18 protein-coding genes are annotated in these 16023 nt (G+C 59.7%); 15 read left to right on the forward strand and 3 right to left on the reverse strand.

The features are described from left to right. Positions 1 to 106 precede the first annotated feature (106 nt). Complete coding sequence (locus tag BM019_RS12035) at positions 107 to 1429, reverse strand: sigma-54 interaction domain-containing protein (protein WP_092418363.1); 1323 nt, start codon at positions 1427 to 1429, stop codon at positions 107 to 109. 240 nt (positions 1430 to 1669) lie between these two features. On the opposite strand from BM019_RS12035, the gene BM019_RS12040 reads away from it, so the two are divergent. From BM019_RS12040 to BM019_RS12090, 11 genes are all read left to right on the forward strand, one after another. Then, positions 1670 to 2554 (forward strand): MBL fold metallo-hydrolase, encoded by an 885-nt coding sequence (locus BM019_RS12040; protein ID WP_053260713.1) that lies wholly within the window; start codon positions 1670 to 1672, stop codon positions 2552 to 2554. 34 nt (positions 2555 to 2588) lie between these two features. Continuing rightward, complete coding sequence (locus BM019_RS12045) at positions 2589 to 3866, forward strand: NAD(P)/FAD-dependent oxidoreductase (RefSeq protein WP_092418364.1); 1278 nt, start codon at positions 2589 to 2591, stop codon at positions 3864 to 3866. Continuing rightward, positions 3863 to 4687 (forward strand): sulfite exporter TauE/SafE family protein, encoded by an 825-nt coding sequence (locus tag BM019_RS12050; RefSeq protein WP_009043357.1) that lies wholly within the window; start codon positions 3863 to 3865, stop codon positions 4685 to 4687. The genes BM019_RS12045 and BM019_RS12050 overlap by 4 nt, the downstream gene beginning before the upstream one ends. Positions 4688 to 4885: 198 nt before the next feature. Beyond that, positions 4886 to 6460, forward strand: a complete 1575-nt coding sequence (locus tag BM019_RS12055) for a phospholipase effector Tle1 domain-containing protein (RefSeq protein WP_092418365.1) — start codon at positions 4886 to 4888, stop codon at positions 6458 to 6460. After that, the gene (locus tag BM019_RS12060) at positions 6460 to 7113 is read left to right on the forward strand and encodes a DUF2931 family protein (RefSeq protein WP_092418366.1); all 654 of its coding nucleotides are present in this window, start codon (positions 6460 to 6462) and stop codon (positions 7111 to 7113) included. The genes BM019_RS12055 and BM019_RS12060 overlap by 1 nt, the downstream gene beginning before the upstream one ends. 76 nt (positions 7114 to 7189) lie before the next feature. Further along, the gene (locus BM019_RS12065; RefSeq protein WP_092418367.1) at positions 7190 to 7843 is read left to right on the forward strand and encodes a DUF2931 family protein; all 654 of its coding nucleotides are present in this window, start codon (positions 7190 to 7192) and stop codon (positions 7841 to 7843) included. Between the two features lie 75 nt (positions 7844 to 7918). After that, positions 7919 to 8575 (forward strand): DUF2931 family protein, encoded by a 657-nt coding sequence (locus BM019_RS12070; protein ID WP_092418368.1) that lies wholly within the window; start codon positions 7919 to 7921, stop codon positions 8573 to 8575. A 75-nt stretch (positions 8576 to 8650) separates the two neighbouring features. After that, positions 8651 to 9304 carry a DUF2931 family protein gene (locus BM019_RS12075; RefSeq protein ID WP_092418369.1) on the forward strand — a complete coding sequence of 218 codons (654 nt, stop codon included), beginning with the start codon at positions 8651 to 8653 and terminating at the stop codon, positions 9302 to 9304. Positions 9305 to 9513: 209 nt separating this feature from the next. Beyond that, entirely contained in the window at positions 9514 to 9948 is a 435-nt protein-coding gene (locus BM019_RS12080) for a YeeE/YedE family protein (protein WP_092418370.1), read from the forward strand. Positions 9949 to 9965: 17 nt separating this feature from the next. Next, on the forward strand, positions 9966 to 10385 hold the full coding sequence (locus tag BM019_RS12085) for a DUF6691 family protein (RefSeq protein ID WP_053260708.1): 420 nt from the start codon (positions 9966 to 9968) through the stop codon (positions 10383 to 10385). Positions 10386 to 10450: 65 nt separating this feature from the next. Next, entirely contained in the window at positions 10451 to 10921 is a 471-nt protein-coding gene (locus tag BM019_RS12090) for a GNAT family N-acetyltransferase (protein WP_092418371.1), read from the forward strand. Between the two features lie 120 nt (positions 10922 to 11041). Here the strand turns inward: BM019_RS12090 and BM019_RS12095 are convergent, their stop codons facing one another. Next, a complete protein-coding gene (locus BM019_RS12095; protein WP_092418372.1) occupies positions 11042 to 11728 on the reverse strand; it encodes a hypothetical protein in 687 nt (228 codons plus the stop codon). Further along, complete coding sequence (locus tag BM019_RS12100) at positions 11728 to 12702, reverse strand: hypothetical protein (RefSeq protein ID WP_092418373.1); 975 nt, start codon at positions 12700 to 12702, stop codon at positions 11728 to 11730. Before BM019_RS12100 ends, BM019_RS12095 begins: the two co-directional genes overlap by 1 nt. Before the next feature lie 391 nt (positions 12703 to 13093). Between BM019_RS12100 and BM019_RS12105 the strand changes: the two genes are divergently transcribed. The 4 genes from BM019_RS12105 to BM019_RS12120 all read left to right on the forward strand — a co-directional run bounded on the left by BM019_RS12105 (position 13094) and on the right by BM019_RS12120 (position 16006). Continuing rightward, entirely contained in the window at positions 13094 to 13375 is a 282-nt protein-coding gene (locus BM019_RS12105) for a fructose-bisphosphate aldolase (protein WP_092418374.1), read from the forward strand. Positions 13376 to 13751: 376 nt separating this feature from the next. After that, positions 13752 to 13934 carry a methylation-associated defense system helix-turn-helix domain-containing protein MAD1 gene (locus BM019_RS12110; protein ID WP_092418375.1) on the forward strand — a complete coding sequence of 61 codons (183 nt, stop codon included), beginning with the start codon at positions 13752 to 13754 and terminating at the stop codon, positions 13932 to 13934. Between the two features lie 93 nt (positions 13935 to 14027). Then, a complete protein-coding gene (locus tag BM019_RS12115; protein WP_092418376.1) occupies positions 14028 to 15554 on the forward strand; it encodes a DNA cytosine methyltransferase in 1527 nt (508 codons plus the stop codon). A 20-nt stretch (positions 15555 to 15574) separates the two neighbouring features. After that, positions 15575 to 16006: a very short patch repair endonuclease gene (locus BM019_RS12120; protein ID WP_092418377.1), complete on the forward strand. Its 432-nt coding sequence runs from the start codon at positions 15575 to 15577 to the stop codon at positions 16004 to 16006. Positions 16007 to 16023: the final 17 nt, after the last annotated feature.

Genomic DNA, 16023 nt, shown 5'->3' on the forward strand with positions numbered 1-16023 from the left:
GCGCCAGCAAGATCGCCGCGAGCGTGCCGCTCGATCGCAGCCTTCGGCAGCGGCTACACAGGCATTGCGCGGGGCCGGAATATCGCGGGGGGCGATATGGCGTGGCTCAGGAAATGCCCAGGGCCTTCAGGCGTCGGTACAGGGTGCGCTCGCTCAGGCCCAAGGCCTTGGCCAGTTCGCTGCGCGAGCCTTCGAACACTTCCAGGGCGTGGGCCAGTTGTTCCAGGTCCTTGCCCGCGCGGCGCCGGCTCGGCGGCGTTGTGGCGGCGCCGCTGCCGGCGCGCAATTCCTCGGGTAGGTCCTCGACGCGGATCACCCCGTCGTCGCTGAACAGCCGCGCCCGTTCGAGGATATTGCGCAGCTCGCGGATATTGCCCGGGTAGGCATACAGGCCCAGGCGCTCCAGGGCCTCTGGCGCGACCCGCGGCACCGCGCCCGGCGCCAGGCGTTGCAGCAGGCTGTCAATCAGCAGCGGCAGGTCGTCGCCGCGCTCGCGCAGGGCCGGCAGGCGGATCGGGAAGGCGCTGATGCGGTAGTACAGGTCCTGGCGGAAGGTGCCGGCGGCGACCATTTCCTTGAGCGGCTTGTGAGTCGCCGAGACCAGGCGGAAGTCCGAATGCACGGTGCGCAGGCTGCCCACCGGGCGAAAGCTGCCGGACTCGATCAGCCGCAGCAGCTTGACCTGCATCGCCAGCGGCACTTCACCGATCTCGTCGAGAAACAGGGTGCCGCCATGGGCCGCTTCGGCCAGGCCGATCTTGCGTTGCAGGGCGCCGGTGAAGGCGCCCTTCTCGTAACCGAACAGTTCGCTCTCCAGCAGCGACTCGGTCAGGCCGGTGCAATCGACCACCACCAACGGCCCGCCGGCACGTGGGCTGCCGTCATGCAGGGCGCGGGCGAACAGCTCCTTGCCGGTGCCGGACTCGCCCTGGAGCAGCACCGGGATCTGCGACGGCGCCGCCCGCTGCAGGGCACTCAAGGCCGCATTGAAGGCCGGCGAACGCCCCACCAGGCCCTTCTGCTGCGGCTGCACCGAGGCCACCGCCACCGAACTCAGGCGCTCGACATAGGCCACCACCTGCCCCGTGTCGCCGAGGATCGGCCGCAACTCGACGTCCACATGCTCCGGCCCGCGCGGGGTGTGATGGATATGCAGCAGGCGCTCCGGCAGGCGGGTCTCGAAGGCCTTGCGCATCGGGCAATGCTCGCCGGCCTGGTCGCAAGGCACCGCGAACTGGTGGGACACCCGGTAGCACTTGGCGCCGACATGGGGCTTGCCCTCGACGCCGAACTGGCGCTGGTAGGCGGTATTGGCGGCGAGGATGTTGTAGTCGGTGTCCAGCAGGATCGTCGGCTGCGCGTCATGTTCCAGATAGGACATCAGGGCTAACATTTCAGGATTGGCGAGGGCATTCGGGGACTGGGGCATGGCAACTCCTGGGCGTTGCGCGGCAGCTTAAACCATGGGCCCGGCTTCTGCCATTTTCTGCCAGAAACTGCCAATCGACTGCCACCTACAATTGACAGTGACAGCCAGAACGCCCGTTCCAAGCCTTTGAATTCAATGAATGGGCAGTAAAAGCAGCGCGCGCCGGTTGGCACGCTTATTGACAGTCCAAGGGACGACTGCCCGCCTTGGCCGGCGTCACCCTATTGCTCGGAGAACCCCATGATCATCGGCGCATCGCTGTGCGTAGAAGCCTTTTTTGACAGCCAGACGTGGACCATCAGCTACCTGGTGATGGACCTCGACACCCGGCGCTGCGCGCTGATCGATAGCGTGCTGGACTACGACCCCAAGTCCGGCCGCACCCGCACCGAGTCCGCCGACAAACTGATTGCCCGGGTACGGGAACTGGACGCCCAGGTCGACTGGATCCTCGAGACCCACGTGCACGCCGATCACCTGTCCGCCGCGGCCTACCTCAAGGCCCAGCTCGGCGCCCGGGTGGCGATCGGCAACCAGATCACCGTGGTGCAGCAGGTGTTCGGCCGGCTGTTCAACGAAGGCCAGGGCTTTGCCCGCGACGGCAGCCAGTTCGACGTGCTGCTCGAAGACGACAGCCGCTTCGCCATCGGCAACCTCCAGGCCCGCGCCCTGCACACCCCCGGCCATACCCCGGCGTGCATGACCTACCTGGTACAGGTCGGTGAAGAGACCGTGGCCTTTGTCGGCGACACCCTGTTCATGCCCGACTACGGCACCGCCCGCTGCGACTTCCCCGGCGCCGACGCGCGCACCCTGTACCGCTCCATCGGCAAGATCCTCGCCCTGCCAGCGCAGACCCGGCTGTTCATGTGCCATGACTACCTGCCCAACGGCCGCGAGCTGCAATACATGACCACGGTCGCCGAACAGCGCGCCCACAATATCCATATCCATGAAGGGATCGACGAAGACGCCTTTGTGCGCATGCGCGAAGCCCGCGACGCCACCCTGGAAATGCCGGTGCTGATCCTGCCGTCGGTGCAGGTCAACATGCGCAGCGGCCAGTTCCCCGAGCCCGACGACAACGGCGTGAGCTACCTGAAGATCCCGCTGAACGCCCTTTAAAACCTATAACGCCACTCCACCAGGAGACGCTGCCATGCGCCCCATTTCCCCCATCCCACGAGCCGTCAACGGCAGCCACCAGGTGCTGATCGTCGGTGGCGGCGCGGCCGGCATTGCCACCGCATCCAGCCTGATCAGCCGCGAACCGCACCTGGACGTCGCCATCATCGACCCGGCCGACACCCACTATTACCAGCCCGGCTGGACCCTGGTCGGCGCCGGGGTGTTCCGCGCCGAAGACACCGCCCGCAGCATGGCCTCGCTGATCCCCAAGGGGGTGAAGTGGATCCGGGCGGCGGTGAGCAGCTTCGAGCCGGAGCACAACGCCCTGCTGCTCAACGACGGTCATGTGCTGGGTTATGACCAGTTGGTGGTCTGCCCGGGCCTCAAGCTCGACTGGAACGCCATCGACGGCCTGAACGAAACCCTGGGCAAGCACGGCGTGACCTCCAACTACCGCTACGATCTGGCGCCCTACACCTGGCAGCTGGCGCAGAACCTCAAGCAGGGCCAGGCGCTGTTCAGCCAGCCGCCGATGCCGATCAAATGCGCCGGCGCGCCGCAGAAGGCCATGTACCTGTCCTGCGATCACTGGCTGCGCAACGGCCGGCTGGGGCAGATCAACACGCGTTTCTTGAATGCCGGCGGCGTGTTGTTCGGCGTGCCGGACTATGTGCCGGCGCTGATGGAGTATGTGAAGAAATACGACATCGCCCTGGATTTCGGCCACAACCTGGTAGCGGTGGACGGCCCCGGTAAGCGGGCGACCTTCGTCCGCAACGGTGCCGATGGCCAGCAGGAACGCGTCGAGCTGCCCTTCGACATGCTGCACGTGGTGCCGCCGCAGACCGCCCCGGACTTTATCCGCAACAGCCCGCTGGCCGACGCCGCCGGCTGGATCGACGTCGACCCGCACAGCCTGCGGCACAAGCGCTACAGCAACATCCATGGCCTCGGCGACGGGACCAATACCAGCAACGCGAAAACCGCCGCGGCGGCGCGCAAGCAAGCGCCGGTGGTGGCCACCAACGTGCTGGTGAACCTCAAGCGCCTGCCGACCCGGGCGCAGTACGACGGCTACGGCTCCTGCCCGCTGACCGTGGAGCGCGGCAAGATCGTCCTCGCCGAATTCACCTACGGCGGCAAAGTCGCGCCGAGCTTTCCGGCCTGGCTGCTCGACGGTCGCCAGCCGACCCGCCGCGCCTGGTGGCTGAAGGAACGCATCCTGCCACCGCTGTACTGGCGCGGCATGCTCAAGGGCCATGAGTGGCTGGCGCGGCCGAGCCTGGTGACGGACCTGCCGGAATCATGAGTGAGTACAGCTTGCTGGGCGCCGGCCTCGGCGCACTGATCGGAGCGATCCTGGCGTTGACCGGGGCCGGCGGCGGGATTCTCGCGGTGCCGCTGCTGGTGTTCGGCCTGGGCCTGAGCATGGTCGAGGCCGCGCCCATCGGCCTGCTCGCGGTGGGCCTGGCGGCCGCCGTGGGCGCGGTGCTGGGGCTGCGCGAAGGCATCGTGCGTTACCGCGCCGCCGGCTTCGTCGCCGCCATCGGCATCCTCATGGCGCCCGTGGGGCTGTGGCTGGCCCACCGCCTGCCGAACCTGCCGCTGGCCCTGCTGTTTTCCGCGGTACTGCTGTACGCCTGCGGGCGCATCCTGCTCAAGGCCACCCGCGAACTGCGCCACGGCCAGCCAGCGCCCCGCGCGGCCTTCCAACCCTGCGTACTCAACCCCTTGCAGGGCCGGCTGCGCTGGACCCTGCCCTGCGCCCGCGCGCTGACCGTCACCGGCCTGCTCTCGGGGCTACTCTCCGGGCTGCTCGGGGTCGGCGGCGGCTTCGTGATCATCCCGGCGCTGACCCGCTACACCAACCTGGACAGCAAAAGCATCGTCGCCACCTCCCTGGCGGTGATCGCCCTGGTGTCCGCCGGCAGCGTGATCACCGCCAGCCTCAGCGGTGTGATGCACTGGGCGGTGGGCGCGCCCTTCGCCATTGGCGCGGTGCTGGGGCTGATCGCCGGCCGGCAGGTCGCCCGCTATCTGGCGGGGCCGCGGTTGCAGCAGCTGTTTGCCTTGGTGGGGATGCTGGCGGCGGTGATGCTTAGCCTCGGCGCACTCGGCGCCTGGCACTAAGCTCATGAACTCGCTCCCACTGTAGGAGCGAGCTTGCTCGCGATAGCGTCCACTCAAACGACAAAAACACCCCGGCAATAAATCGTTCCTACAACCAAATCAGCCACTGCGTCGCCGCTTGCAGAATCCTCCTAAATCCCTGCCCCAGCATTCCCGGTACGGTTTCCAGCGACCCTTTCGCTTGAACCAGGACCCGCCATGGCCAGCAACGGACCCGGGCCGATGCCCAGACTTTTACGGCCCGCCAATCCCAACCAGCGCCCCGCCGAACGCGCCGCTGAAACCGAAGAGCCCAGCTACGGCGAACAGCTCTGGGCGCAGTACGAGAAGTACGCCAAAGAGCCTGCGCCACCGCCCGACAAGGTCCAGGTGGCGCTGCGTATCGGTGTGTTCTTTGATGGCACCGGCAACAACGCCAGCAACTCGGCCATGGGCCAGATTTGCGGGGCGCAGCATGCCATTGAAGCCAGGGATATCGATGGCAGCTGCAAGCCGTATATGAGGGATCCGGAGAGTAGTTATGGAAATGATGTGAGCAATGTTAAGCGGTTGAGTGATTTGTACTATTCCACTCAGACGCCTGAGGGTGAAGGTCTGCAAAAACGTGCCTTTCACTCCATTTATATCGAAGGTATCGGAACGCGGACTGGCGAAAAGGACAGTCTGATTACCTCGGGAACAGGGCGCGGCGATACGGGAATATCAGGATGTGTGCAGAAGGCATTTATTGCGATTAAGCAACGTATTGGTCTTTCCTTCGAGCAGAACCCGGACAGCGAAATCTTATCCCTGACCTTTGACACTTTCGGCTTTAGCCGAGGCGCCGCAGCGGCTCGGCACTTTGCCAATGAAGTCGTGCGCTGGCTGGGGCCGCTTGAACTGATTCTGCACGACCACTCCAATGCCTTCAGCCCCCGTTTCAACCGGCAGTACGGCCACGATGTTGATATGGGTTTTATCGGCCTGTTCGATACGGTGCCGTCGGTTGCCGGCGTGAGTAATCTGGGTAACGTGCGCAGCGCCATTGCTCCGGGTATCAAGCTGCACCTCGACCGCCGCTACTTTCGCTCAGTCGTCCAGTTGGTCGCCCGGGATGAGCATCGATCCAACTTCGCCCTGAGCCGAGTCAAACCCGACCATATGGAGATCACCCTGCCCGGTGCGCATTCGGATATCGGCGGCGGTTATCTCGATGAAATGCAGGAATGTGTACTGGTCAGTCCGATGCAGGCGCTGGAGGTGCCACTCAATACTGACGTGACCCAGACCTCGATTTACCGGGACGCAACCCAGATCAGAAAACGCTGGTTGGCCAAAGGCTGGCCCGCACAATGGCTGGAGATCGTCACACCGGAGCCGATGGTTCTGCCGCAGAATTCACAGGATCGCCTCGGCTTACAAAAGCGGGTGTATGTCGGTGTACAGCTCAAGAGGCCCATGAGCAACAAGCTGGCGAAGGTGTATCTGCGCGTCATGTATGGACTGGCCAAGGAGAATGGCGTGCGCTTCAAAGCCATCGACGAACAGGACCCGGACTACGCCATCCCGCAAGAGCTGCAAGCCCTTTGTGACAGATTTGTCGCTGGTGACTACAGTACGACTCCAGCCGAGGAGACCCTGCTCAAGCTGCGCTATATCCATCTCTCTGCTCACTGGAACCACCCACTAGGCAAACAGGATGGCGGCAGCCTTAAAGTCGTCTATATCAATGCCCCCACGGTGGATGCCGTGCGTGTGCAACACCCTCACGTGCCTGACTGGACGCTTTGGTAATGAGAATATTCACCGCCCTGCTGGGCGCACTACTGCTAACTGGCTGCCTGGCCAGCGATCCGCTTTCCGCAAAAAATGATCCCAAAAGCCCCTGGTGGGAACTTGGCTTTACCGAACCCTATTACATGGAAGTCTGGGTTGAAGACAGCGCGGTAGAAGACATCAACGGAAAACTGTTTCGCCGCACTGGCCGTGGGACTGCAGCAGGTGGCAACCATGGTTATAAAAAGGAATGGGCCAGAGGCTGGGATGGGGTTGGTATCGATGGCAAATCCGTGGTGGGTGCCGACCTGCCCAAACGCATTTTCGTGCGTTGGCAATCGGTGGTTGAACCGCAAACCTATCGGGTATGGATCGACATCCCGGAAGAGGCCCGGCAGATCATGCGCAAGACCACCGCCCGTCGTTGCCCGGAAACGCCAAAACAAACCGCCAGCTATATGGCCTCGGTCAATCTGGGGCTCGCTCCTGGCGGAATTGTTCAGGTATGGGTAAGAGATGAATGTCATCACCCGATCAAAGTCGCCCGCGTCCAAGCCGAGGTCGAACCGCTGGGACCGCACCTGGGTAAATCAAATGGGCACTATTACCCCCAGTCCGAGAACTCCAAGCGGTACATAGAGAAATATGGCATTCCCTATGGCAGTTGGTAGGCAGAGCCCTTCTGGTATCGAAAGCGCGCTGTTCAATAATCACGTCCACTCACATACCTGACTGGACGCTTTGGTAATGAGAGCATTCATCGCCCTGCTGGGCACACTGCTGTTAAGTGGCTGCCAAGCCGCAGACCCACTTTCCGGAAAAAATGATCCCAAGGCCCCCTGGTGGGATCTCGGATTTACCGAGCCCTACTACATGAAAGTCTGGGTAGAAGAAAGCGCAGTAGAGGATATCCGAGGAAAACTAGTTCGTCGTATAGGAGGGGGGACTGCAGCAGGCGGCGATCCTGGTTTCAAAAAAGAATGGGCCAGAGGCTGGGATGGCGTGGGAGGTGATGGCTATCCCGCAGTAGGCGCCGACCTACCCAAACGCATTTTCGTGCGCTGGCAGTCGGTCGTAGAACCACAAACCTATCGGGTATGGATCGATATCCCGGAAGAGGCCCGACAGCTGATGCGCACTGCAACCAACCGACGTTGCCCGGCGACTCCAAAGCGAACCGCAAGCTATATGGCCTCAGTTAATCTGGGGCTGGCCCCGGGAGGCATTGTTCAGGTTTGGGTCAGAGACGAATGCCGTCATCCGATCAAAATCGCCCGTGCCCAGGCGGAGGTTGAGCCACTGGGGCCGCACCTGGGTAAATCAAATGGGCACTATTACCCCCTGTCCGAAAACTCCAAACGCTACATAGAGAAATATGGCATTCCCTACGGCAGTTGGTAGGCAGGTCCCTTCTGATATCGAAGCGCGCTGCTCAACAATCACGTCCCCTCACGTACCTGACTGGACGCTTTGGTAATGAGAGCATTCATCGCCCTGCTGGGCGCACTACTGTTGACTGGCTGTCAGACCGACCCACTATCCGGAAAAAACGACCCCAAAGATCCCTGGTGGGAGCTTGGCTTCATCGAGCCGTACTACATGAAGGTCTGGGTCGAGGACAGCGCCGTTGAGGACATCAACGGCAAACTATTCACTCGTACTGGTGGCGGCTCCGCTGCGGGTGGCGACATGGGTTACGACAAAGAGTGGGCCAGAGGATGGAGTGGTGGAGTTGGAGGCAACGGTAAATCGGTAGTTGGCGCAGACCTTCCCAAGCGAATTTACGTGCGCTGGCAATCCATCGTAGAGCCACAGACTTATCGCGCCTGGGTCGATATCCCGGAAGAAGCCCGAAAAATCATGTGGACCTCGACTAACCGACGCTGCCCGGAGACTCCGCATCAGACTGCACGCTATATGGCATCGGTCTATTTAGGCCTGGCCCCTGGCGGCATCGTTCAGGTGTGGGTAAGGGATGAATGCCGTCACCCTGTCAAAGTAGCCCGGGCCCAAGCAGAAGTTGAGCCATTGGGACCGGACCAAGGAAAAAACAATGGGCGTTACGCCTATAAGGTCAGCGAGAAGTCCAAACGCTACATAGAGAAATATGACATTCCCTACGGCAGTTGGTAGGCAGGTCCCTTCTGATATCGAAGCGCGCTGCTCAACAATCACGTCCCCTCACGTACCTGACTGGACGCTTTGGTAATGAGAGCATTCATCGCCCTGCTGGGCGCACTACTGCTAACTGGCTGCCTGGCCAACGATCCGCTTTCCGCAAAAAACGATCCCAAAAGCCCCTGGTGGGAACTTGGCTTTACCGAACCCTACTACATGGAAGTCTGGGTTGAAGACAGCGCGGTAGAAGACATCAACGGAAAACTGTTTCGCCGCATTGGCCGTGGGACTGCAGCAGGTGGCGACCATGGTTATAAAAAGGAATGGGCCAGAGGCTGGGATGGGGTTGGTATCGATGGCAAGTCCGTGGTGGGTGCCGACCTGCCAAAACGCATTTTCGTGCGCTGGCAATCGGTGGTTGAACCGCAAACCTATCGGGTATGGATCGACATCCCGGAAGAGGCCCGACAGATCATGCGCAAGACCACGGCCCGGCGTTGCCCGGAAACACCACAGCAAACCGCCAGCTATATGGCCTCGGTCAATCTGGGGCTCGCGCCAGGTGGAATTGTTCAGGTTTGGGTTAGAGACGAATGTCATCACCCGATCAAAGTCGCCCGCGTCCAAGCTGAGATTGAACCGCTGGGACCGCACCTCGGTAAATCAAACGGGCACTATTATCCGCTACCCGAGAACTCCAAGCGCTACATAGAGAAATACGGAATTCCCTATGGCAGTTGGTAAACAACTCCCCCTCACACACCTGACTGGACGCCTTGGTAATGAGAGTACTCATCGCCCAGTTGACGCGCTGATGCTCTGCGGCATACCGCAACTCTCACAGGCAACTCCCCAACTGACAGCCCCCCTCCTCTAACCACCTCAGACATATCGCACCACCACCCCAAAGACTAAACTCCACTCACCCTTCCCTCGCACAAGGTGCCCCTCCCATGAACATCGACTGGCTGCACTTCACGCCTTGGAGCGCCCTCGCCGGTGGCGCGCTGATTGGTCTGGCCGCCGGTCTGTTTGTCATGGCCAACGGGCGTATCGCCGGGATCAGCGGTTTGCTGGGCAGCCTGTTGCAACCGGGCAGCGAAGGCTGGAGCGAGAAGGCCCTGTTCCTGTCGGGCCTGCTGCTGGCGCCGTTGTTCTGGGGGCTGTTCCAGGTGTTGCCGACAATCGAATTCCAAAGCGGCATAGCCGGCCTGATCGGCGCCGGGCTGTTGGTGGGCCTGGGTACGCGCTACAGCGCGGGCTGCACCAGTGGTCATGGGATCTGTGGCATCTCCCGATGGTCGCCGCGCTCATTGGTCGCCACCCTGAGTTTTATGCTGACCGGCTTTATCACTGTCTGGCTGCTGCGCCACGGGATGGGGCTATGAACGGGAAGTTTGTGAAAATGCGCAAGGTCACGGCTTTTATCGCCGGCCTGGTGTTTGGCCTCGGCCTGCTGCTGTCGGGCATGGCCAACCCGACCAAGGTCCTGGGCTTTCTCGACCTGGCGGGCCAGTGGGACCCGTCCCTGGCCCTGGTGATGCTCGGCGCCATCGGCGCTGCCTGGTGGCCGTTCCACTGGGCCATCAAACAGCCCAATGCCTTGCTCGGCGCGAGCATGCAATTGCCCACCCGCCGCGACATCGACCGCCGCCTGATCGGTGGCAGCCTGCTGTTCGGCGTCGGCTGGGGCATCGCCGGCATCTGCCCGGGGCCGGGGCTGACCCTGCTGCTCACGCCCCATTGGCAGGCCTGGGTATTTGTCCTGGCCATGCTGGCGGGCATGCTGCTGTTTCAGTGGCTGGAAGCGCGCCGCACGCACTAAGCCCTTGGCGAACCAGACCCACCAAGGCTAGTGTCCAGACCTGCCCCTTCAAAGGACTCCTCCACATGGACTGTGAAATCCGCCCCGCCCACACGCAGGACGCCGACGCCATCAGCCGCCTGATCATCGCCGCCCTGCAGACCAGCAACGCCCGGGACTACCCCGCCGCGGTGATTGCCCAGGTGCAGGAAAACTTCAGCCCGCACGCCGTGCGCCAGCTATTGAGCAAACGCCAGGTCTGGGTGGCACAGATGGCCGGCGAAATCGTCGGCACCGCCAGTCTCGACGGCCATGTAGTGCGCTCGGTCTTCGTCGCCCCCGCACGGCAAGGCCAGGGCGTCGGTCGCCAGCTGATGGCCGAGCTCGAACGCCAGGCCCTGGGCGCCGGCCTTACCCAGCTGACCGTGCCCGCCTCGATCACCGCCGAAGGCTTCTACGCCAACCTGGGCTTTCGCACCCTGCGCGAACAACACCACGGCGAAGAACGCACCCTGATCATGCAACGCGAGCTGGGTCAGACAACGCACACCCTGTAGCCGCTGCCGAGCCCGCGAGGCTGCGACGACCGATCCGCGCTCGGGCAAAGCAGTCGCCAAACCTGCAAGCACGGCCTACCTGACTAAACACCAAGACCAACCTACAAAACCGAGCCCGGCTCAGGGCAAAGCCTCAAACCGCCCACTCCCCTCATTCCACTGAAACCCCGGCAACTTGCAGTCGCTCAAACTGAGCCGCAGGCTCTCCCCCTCGGCCTGCACCTGCAACATATCCACCCCTTGATACAGACAACCCGGCGCCGCCAGCGTCAGGGTCTGCAGCGGTTTGCCGCTGGCCTTGTCCACCACCTCGATCGCCGTTATCCGCTGGTCATTGCCCTGCATCGGCACCTGGAAATACCAGCGTTTGGTGGATGCGCTCTGCAACAGCGTGGTGTTCGGCTGTGGCCACGAACGGTCCGAGTCCACCAGCGCCACCAGCTTCAGGCTGATGGGCAAGGTCTTGCCGGTGCGATAACTGGTCCAACTGCCGCGCACCTGCTCGCTCTGGCGGCTGACCATCAGGTCGTTGAACTGCAAGCGCGCCACCGGCAGGCCCTGCTCGTCCAGCTCGTCCATGGCCAGCACCTTGTTGCTGAAACTGAAGGTCGACTTGAGGCGGATCGGCGTGCGATAGCGCTGGTAGGCATAGGTCCCCTGGTACAGCGCATTCTGGCTGCCCAGCGTCAGCACAATGGCCTGCTTGCCCAAGGTGCCCTGATACACCCCATGGGCCGCCTGCGCCGGCACTAGCCACGACACCAGCAACACCGCCGCCAACCCACGAAAAACATTAACCCGCCGCATCAGAAACGCCCCTCAAGAGACTGAATGAATTCCAGCCGGTCAGGGCTGATCACGCGGTAATAGTCCCTACGCTGGGTGCCCGCACTGAAGTTGATAAAGTCCTGCTTGCTGAACTCCATCTGCCCGCCGGCAAAGCGCACAGTGCCCTCGACGGCCAACTGCTCCAACTGCGGATGGCGCAGATACGCCTGGGTCTGTGGGTGGTACAGGTAATACTGGGTCGGCGCGCACAGCACACTGCCGTACGGGCCGTTCAAGCTGTAGCCCTGCACCTGGAAATCAAGGGTGGAATCGGCATCGAAATGCTCGAAGGTCAGGGTGCGGGTCCCGGTCGGAGCCAGGCACCACTGCCCGCCCACCTCCTGCACCACCTCGCCGGTGGCCCGGCTCAGCACCCGGATGTTGTCCACCCGCCCCGTGTCCTCCCCGGCATTGCGCACGGCATGCACACTGAAATAGAACTGCTGGTCGGCCGCCGGCTGCAACAACTCACCGTCAAAGGCCTCGCGCTGACTCCCGCCAAAACGCATCACCCGCTGCAACCGCAACGGCTGCTGCACCCCCGTGCGCAAATCGACCAAGGCCCCCTGCAACGCCTCGACCCCCTCGGCAAAGGGCTGCAACGACACAGCCGCCGCCGGCAAGGTCGGGTTATCCATGATATTGATCAGCAGCCCCCTGTCCGGACGATACGGCGTGAGCTCCAAAGGCATCGGCAAGCGCTCGGCCCCGCTAAACCAATAGCCGGACATCCCGCCGCCATATTGCGAGTCATACACCAGCGCCAGCTCCACCGGCGTATCGCCGAGCGTGCCGCGGTAAGTGGTGACCGGGTTGGCGCTGGCCGTGGGCACACTCAGCGCCAAACCCACCAACAGCGCCGGCGCCAACCGAAATAGAAAATGCCCCAGGCGAGACACACCACCCCGCGTCCCTGCCCCTACTCGCCTCCCGCCACCAACGGACTGGGTCATGCCTGCGCTCCTTGCAATGGGTAAAAGGCGCGCAGGATAGCAAAGTCTTACGCCCTGTAGCCGCTGCCGAGCCCGCGAGGCTGCGATGGGGCGCGCAGCGCCCCCAAACCGGCACACCCCAATTATCCAGCTACACCTCAACGACTGAATGGCGCCACGGCCTGGACCTGCGGTAACCGCTACGGAGCGTTAGCAACCATTCTGCCTGCGGCAAGGATCAACGACTCAGCCTCGCCCTACCCACAATCGAGACCTTTCCTACAGCCCTGCCGTTGTTCCTAATCCGCCCCACACCTATAGTTTTCACGTCTGCTGATTTCGATCAGCACAGGGGTTCGCAGCCTTAACGAGAGGACATCCAATCGGCATATTTTTTCGACAAGGAACAGCGATGAACACCCAAACCCCATCCGAACGCTTTATTCCCCTGACCCCAATTGCCAGCGATAGCCCAGTGCTATTTATTGACAGCCACGCGCCTCTATCAGATCTGCATGCCTGCGCTAGCGAGCGTTTGCATACCACCCTCGACTATCTGAATCTGATGGCCTGCACTAGCTTGCGCGATTCCAGCGACAAGGACATCGATACCGTGGCTAATACCGCCAGATTGTTGCTGCAGGATGTGCGGGATGTGTTGGCGGTGATTGAGACTCGGGCTTTTAGCGTTTGATTTAGAGCGATGAAAGCCGGCTACTACACCGGCTTTTCAATCTCTTCTAAATGGTGAGATTTGAAATTTGCAGCCCCATCACTTTCCATCACAGTGCTCCAAAGTCTGTAAAAAGCTTCCGAACGAGGGTCAGGCAAAACGACAGTTGTTGAGAAAACGGGAGATGAAACTGTACATAGGCATTCCGAACTGATTTTTAAAGAAAAATTAACCGAGCCGAGCGCAGGTACCTTTCGTAAAGAGCCTAGGAATAACACTCAGTCACCATGCCATAGGGAATCACCAAGCTTCGCTTTAGAAGCGGAGGCTCTGATACTCATTGGCCCTTCCTCAATTTTCCTCTATTCTCTCAAACGTCAAAATAGGGGCGCATGTGATGCCTGAAGAGATTATGACCCTTAAAGAAGTCGCCGAGTACCTTAAGCTGGCGGAGAAAACAGCTTATCGGCTGGTCGCTGAAGGGAAGATCCCAGGCTTCAAGGTAGGGGGTAGCTGGCGATTCAAGAAAGAGGCTATAGAGAGCTGGATCGACCGGCAGACTGGAAGCAGACGGGGCTGACCCAAAATGCTCATCAGGCACCCCGGTAAGACAGACGGCAAGCAGTTTGCACTAGTGATCGAATGAAATTAAAAAGATTTTTATGGAAAAAGAGTGACTAAGACTTCTTACCCAATAGTAGATCTCTTTGCAGGCCCCGGCGGTCTGGGAGAAGGCTTCTCCGCCCTGCATAACGGGAAAGGATCATCGTCCTTTCACAGTATTGTATCTATAGAGCACAATGAGTTTGCTCACAAGACGCTTACCCTCCGGCATTTTTTCCGATCTTTTGGACGCAGCAGAGCCCCAAAAGAATATTATCAATATATCAGCGGAGAAATAACCAAAGAGGAGCTAATAAAAAAACACACTGAACAATGGAAGAAGGCGGAAGCAACAGCTCTTCGAATTTCTCTGGGCACAGAGAACCATAATATTGTCAAAAATATTATTGACACCCGCCTTGGAAATACAAAAAAGTGGGCGCTCATTGGCGGGCCTCCTTGCCAAGCATACTCTCTCGTTGGGCGCTCAAGAATGAGCGGCGATCCTGACTTTGAGGATGATGAGAGACACTTCCTATACCGAGAATACTTGAAAATTATTGTCGACCACAAACCGCCTGTTTTTGTGATGGAAAATGTCAAAGGTCTGCTTTCGGCAAAAGTAAAGGGTGAGCCTGTAATTCAGAAAATCCTTCGGGACCTAAAGCATCCTAGATCAGCTGTAGGTGAAGGCGACAACGGGCTGGAGTATCGCCTTTACTCTCTCAGTGAGAAGGGTGAATTCAGCATAGGTGCCGATCCTGCGTCATTTCTTGTCAGAGCAGAAGAATACGGTATCCCTCAGGCAAGACACCGAATTTTTATCATCGGTATTCGGAGCGATATAAAGATCGAGCCCAATACACTGAGTAGGCACTCTCCCCCAAGCGTGAGAGACATTATTGGAGGTCTCCCCCGTTTGAGAAGCGGGGTTACAAAGGATGTAGACAGTTCGGAGCGCTGGCAACAAATCATTCGATCTGCGAGCGCAACACCATGGTATAGAATGGCTACCGGCTCAGACTACGCTGTATCCGAGATATTGGATAAATATGTCTCTCCGGCATATCGCCTTCCTTCTCAAAAATACTCGACACGGTATTCACTGCCAGAAACGATGGCGGGTTGGTATGGCGACAAACAACTAACGAGTCTAACTCATCATGACTCACGCGCTCATATGAAAGAGGACCTTTACCGATATCTTTTCGCTGCATCCTATGCAAAAAGGTTCGGAATATCTCCCGTTCTTGCCGATTTTCCAACTCTTCTCCTGCCCAAGCATAAGAATGTAAAAATCGGGGTTAGCGGGAAGATGTTTAGTGACCGCTTCAGGGTTCAACTGGCAGAAAAGCCATCGACAACTGTAACCTCTCACATATCAAAGGACGGACACTACTTCATACACTACGACCCTGCCCAGTGTCGCAGCTTGACCGTTCGAGAGGCCGCTCGACTGCAAACTTTTCCAGACAACTATTTCTTTGAAGGCCCCAGAACAGAGCAATACCATCAAGTTGGAAATGCTGTCCCAGCATATTTAGCATTAAAAATTGCAATTATAGTAAGAGATGTACTAAAAAAGATTAAGGAATAACAAAGCATTGAGGATCAACAATGACAGATAGGCTTACCAGCCAGAAGCGGAGCTGGAACATGTCCCGTATCAAATCACGAGACACAGTTCCTGAGCTTACGGTGCGGAAAGTTCTGTATCGAATGGGATATCGATACAGACTGCACAGCGCAACTGTACCGGGAAAGCCTGACATTGTATTAAAACGGCTCAAAGCTGCTATTTTTGTTCATGGTTGTTTCTGGCACAGACACCCCGGTTGTAAATTTGCCTATACACCGAAATCCAGAGAGGAATTCTGGATGAAAAAATTTGAAGCAAATATTCGTCGCGACGAAGCAGTAAAAAAGCAACTTTCAGATCTGGGATGGAGATTCCTCACCATCTGGGAGTGCGAAACAAGAAACAGTGAAATGATTGAGAACCTGCTGAGAGGGTTTCTGGGTGAAAATGGAACGAGCTCCCATAACTGAACTATCACCGGATGATT

This window comes from Pseudomonas sp. NFPP07 (genome assembly GCF_900115645.1).
Lineage (GTDB): Bacteria > Pseudomonadota > Gammaproteobacteria > Pseudomonadales > Pseudomonadaceae > Aquipseudomonas > Aquipseudomonas chlororaphis.

What these genes read in the sequence shown, in the direction of transcription:
- BM019_RS12035 (WP_092418363.1), bottom strand. Translation starts at nt 1,429, where the DNA reads ATGCCCCAGTCCCCGAATGCCCTCGCCAATCCTGAAATGTTAGCCCTG.
- BM019_RS12040 (WP_053260713.1), top strand. Translation starts at nt 1,670, where the DNA reads ATGATCATCGGCGCATCGCTGTGCGTAGAAGCCTTTTTTGACAGCCAG.
- BM019_RS12045 (WP_092418364.1), top strand. Translation starts at nt 2,589, where the DNA reads ATGCGCCCCATTTCCCCCATCCCACGAGCCGTCAACGGCAGCCACCAG.
- BM019_RS12050 (WP_009043357.1), top strand. Translation starts at nt 3,863, where the DNA reads ATGAGTGAGTACAGCTTGCTGGGCGCCGGCCTCGGCGCACTGATCGGA.
- BM019_RS12055 (WP_092418365.1), top strand. Translation starts at nt 4,886, where the DNA reads ATGGCCAGCAACGGACCCGGGCCGATGCCCAGACTTTTACGGCCCGCC.
- BM019_RS12060 (WP_092418366.1), top strand. Translation starts at nt 6,460, where the DNA reads ATGAGAATATTCACCGCCCTGCTGGGCGCACTACTGCTAACTGGCTGC.
- BM019_RS12065 (WP_092418367.1), top strand. Translation starts at nt 7,190, where the DNA reads ATGAGAGCATTCATCGCCCTGCTGGGCACACTGCTGTTAAGTGGCTGC.
- BM019_RS12070 (WP_092418368.1), top strand. Translation starts at nt 7,919, where the DNA reads ATGAGAGCATTCATCGCCCTGCTGGGCGCACTACTGTTGACTGGCTGT.
- BM019_RS12075 (WP_092418369.1), top strand. Translation starts at nt 8,651, where the DNA reads ATGAGAGCATTCATCGCCCTGCTGGGCGCACTACTGCTAACTGGCTGC.
- BM019_RS12080 (WP_092418370.1), top strand. Translation starts at nt 9,514, where the DNA reads ATGAACATCGACTGGCTGCACTTCACGCCTTGGAGCGCCCTCGCCGGT.
- BM019_RS12085 (WP_053260708.1), top strand. Translation starts at nt 9,966, where the DNA reads ATGCGCAAGGTCACGGCTTTTATCGCCGGCCTGGTGTTTGGCCTCGGC.
- BM019_RS12090 (WP_092418371.1), top strand. Translation starts at nt 10,451, where the DNA reads ATGGACTGTGAAATCCGCCCCGCCCACACGCAGGACGCCGACGCCATC.
- BM019_RS12095 (WP_092418372.1), bottom strand. Translation starts at nt 11,728, where the DNA reads ATGCGGCGGGTTAATGTTTTTCGTGGGTTGGCGGCGGTGTTGCTGGTG.
- BM019_RS12100 (WP_092418373.1), bottom strand. Translation starts at nt 12,702, where the DNA reads ATGACCCAGTCCGTTGGTGGCGGGAGGCGAGTAGGGGCAGGGACGCGG.
- BM019_RS12105 (WP_092418374.1), top strand. Translation starts at nt 13,094, where the DNA reads ATGAACACCCAAACCCCATCCGAACGCTTTATTCCCCTGACCCCAATT.
- BM019_RS12110 (WP_092418375.1), top strand. Translation starts at nt 13,752, where the DNA reads ATGCCTGAAGAGATTATGACCCTTAAAGAAGTCGCCGAGTACCTTAAG.
- BM019_RS12120 (WP_092418377.1), top strand. Translation starts at nt 15,575, where the DNA reads ATGACAGATAGGCTTACCAGCCAGAAGCGGAGCTGGAACATGTCCCGT.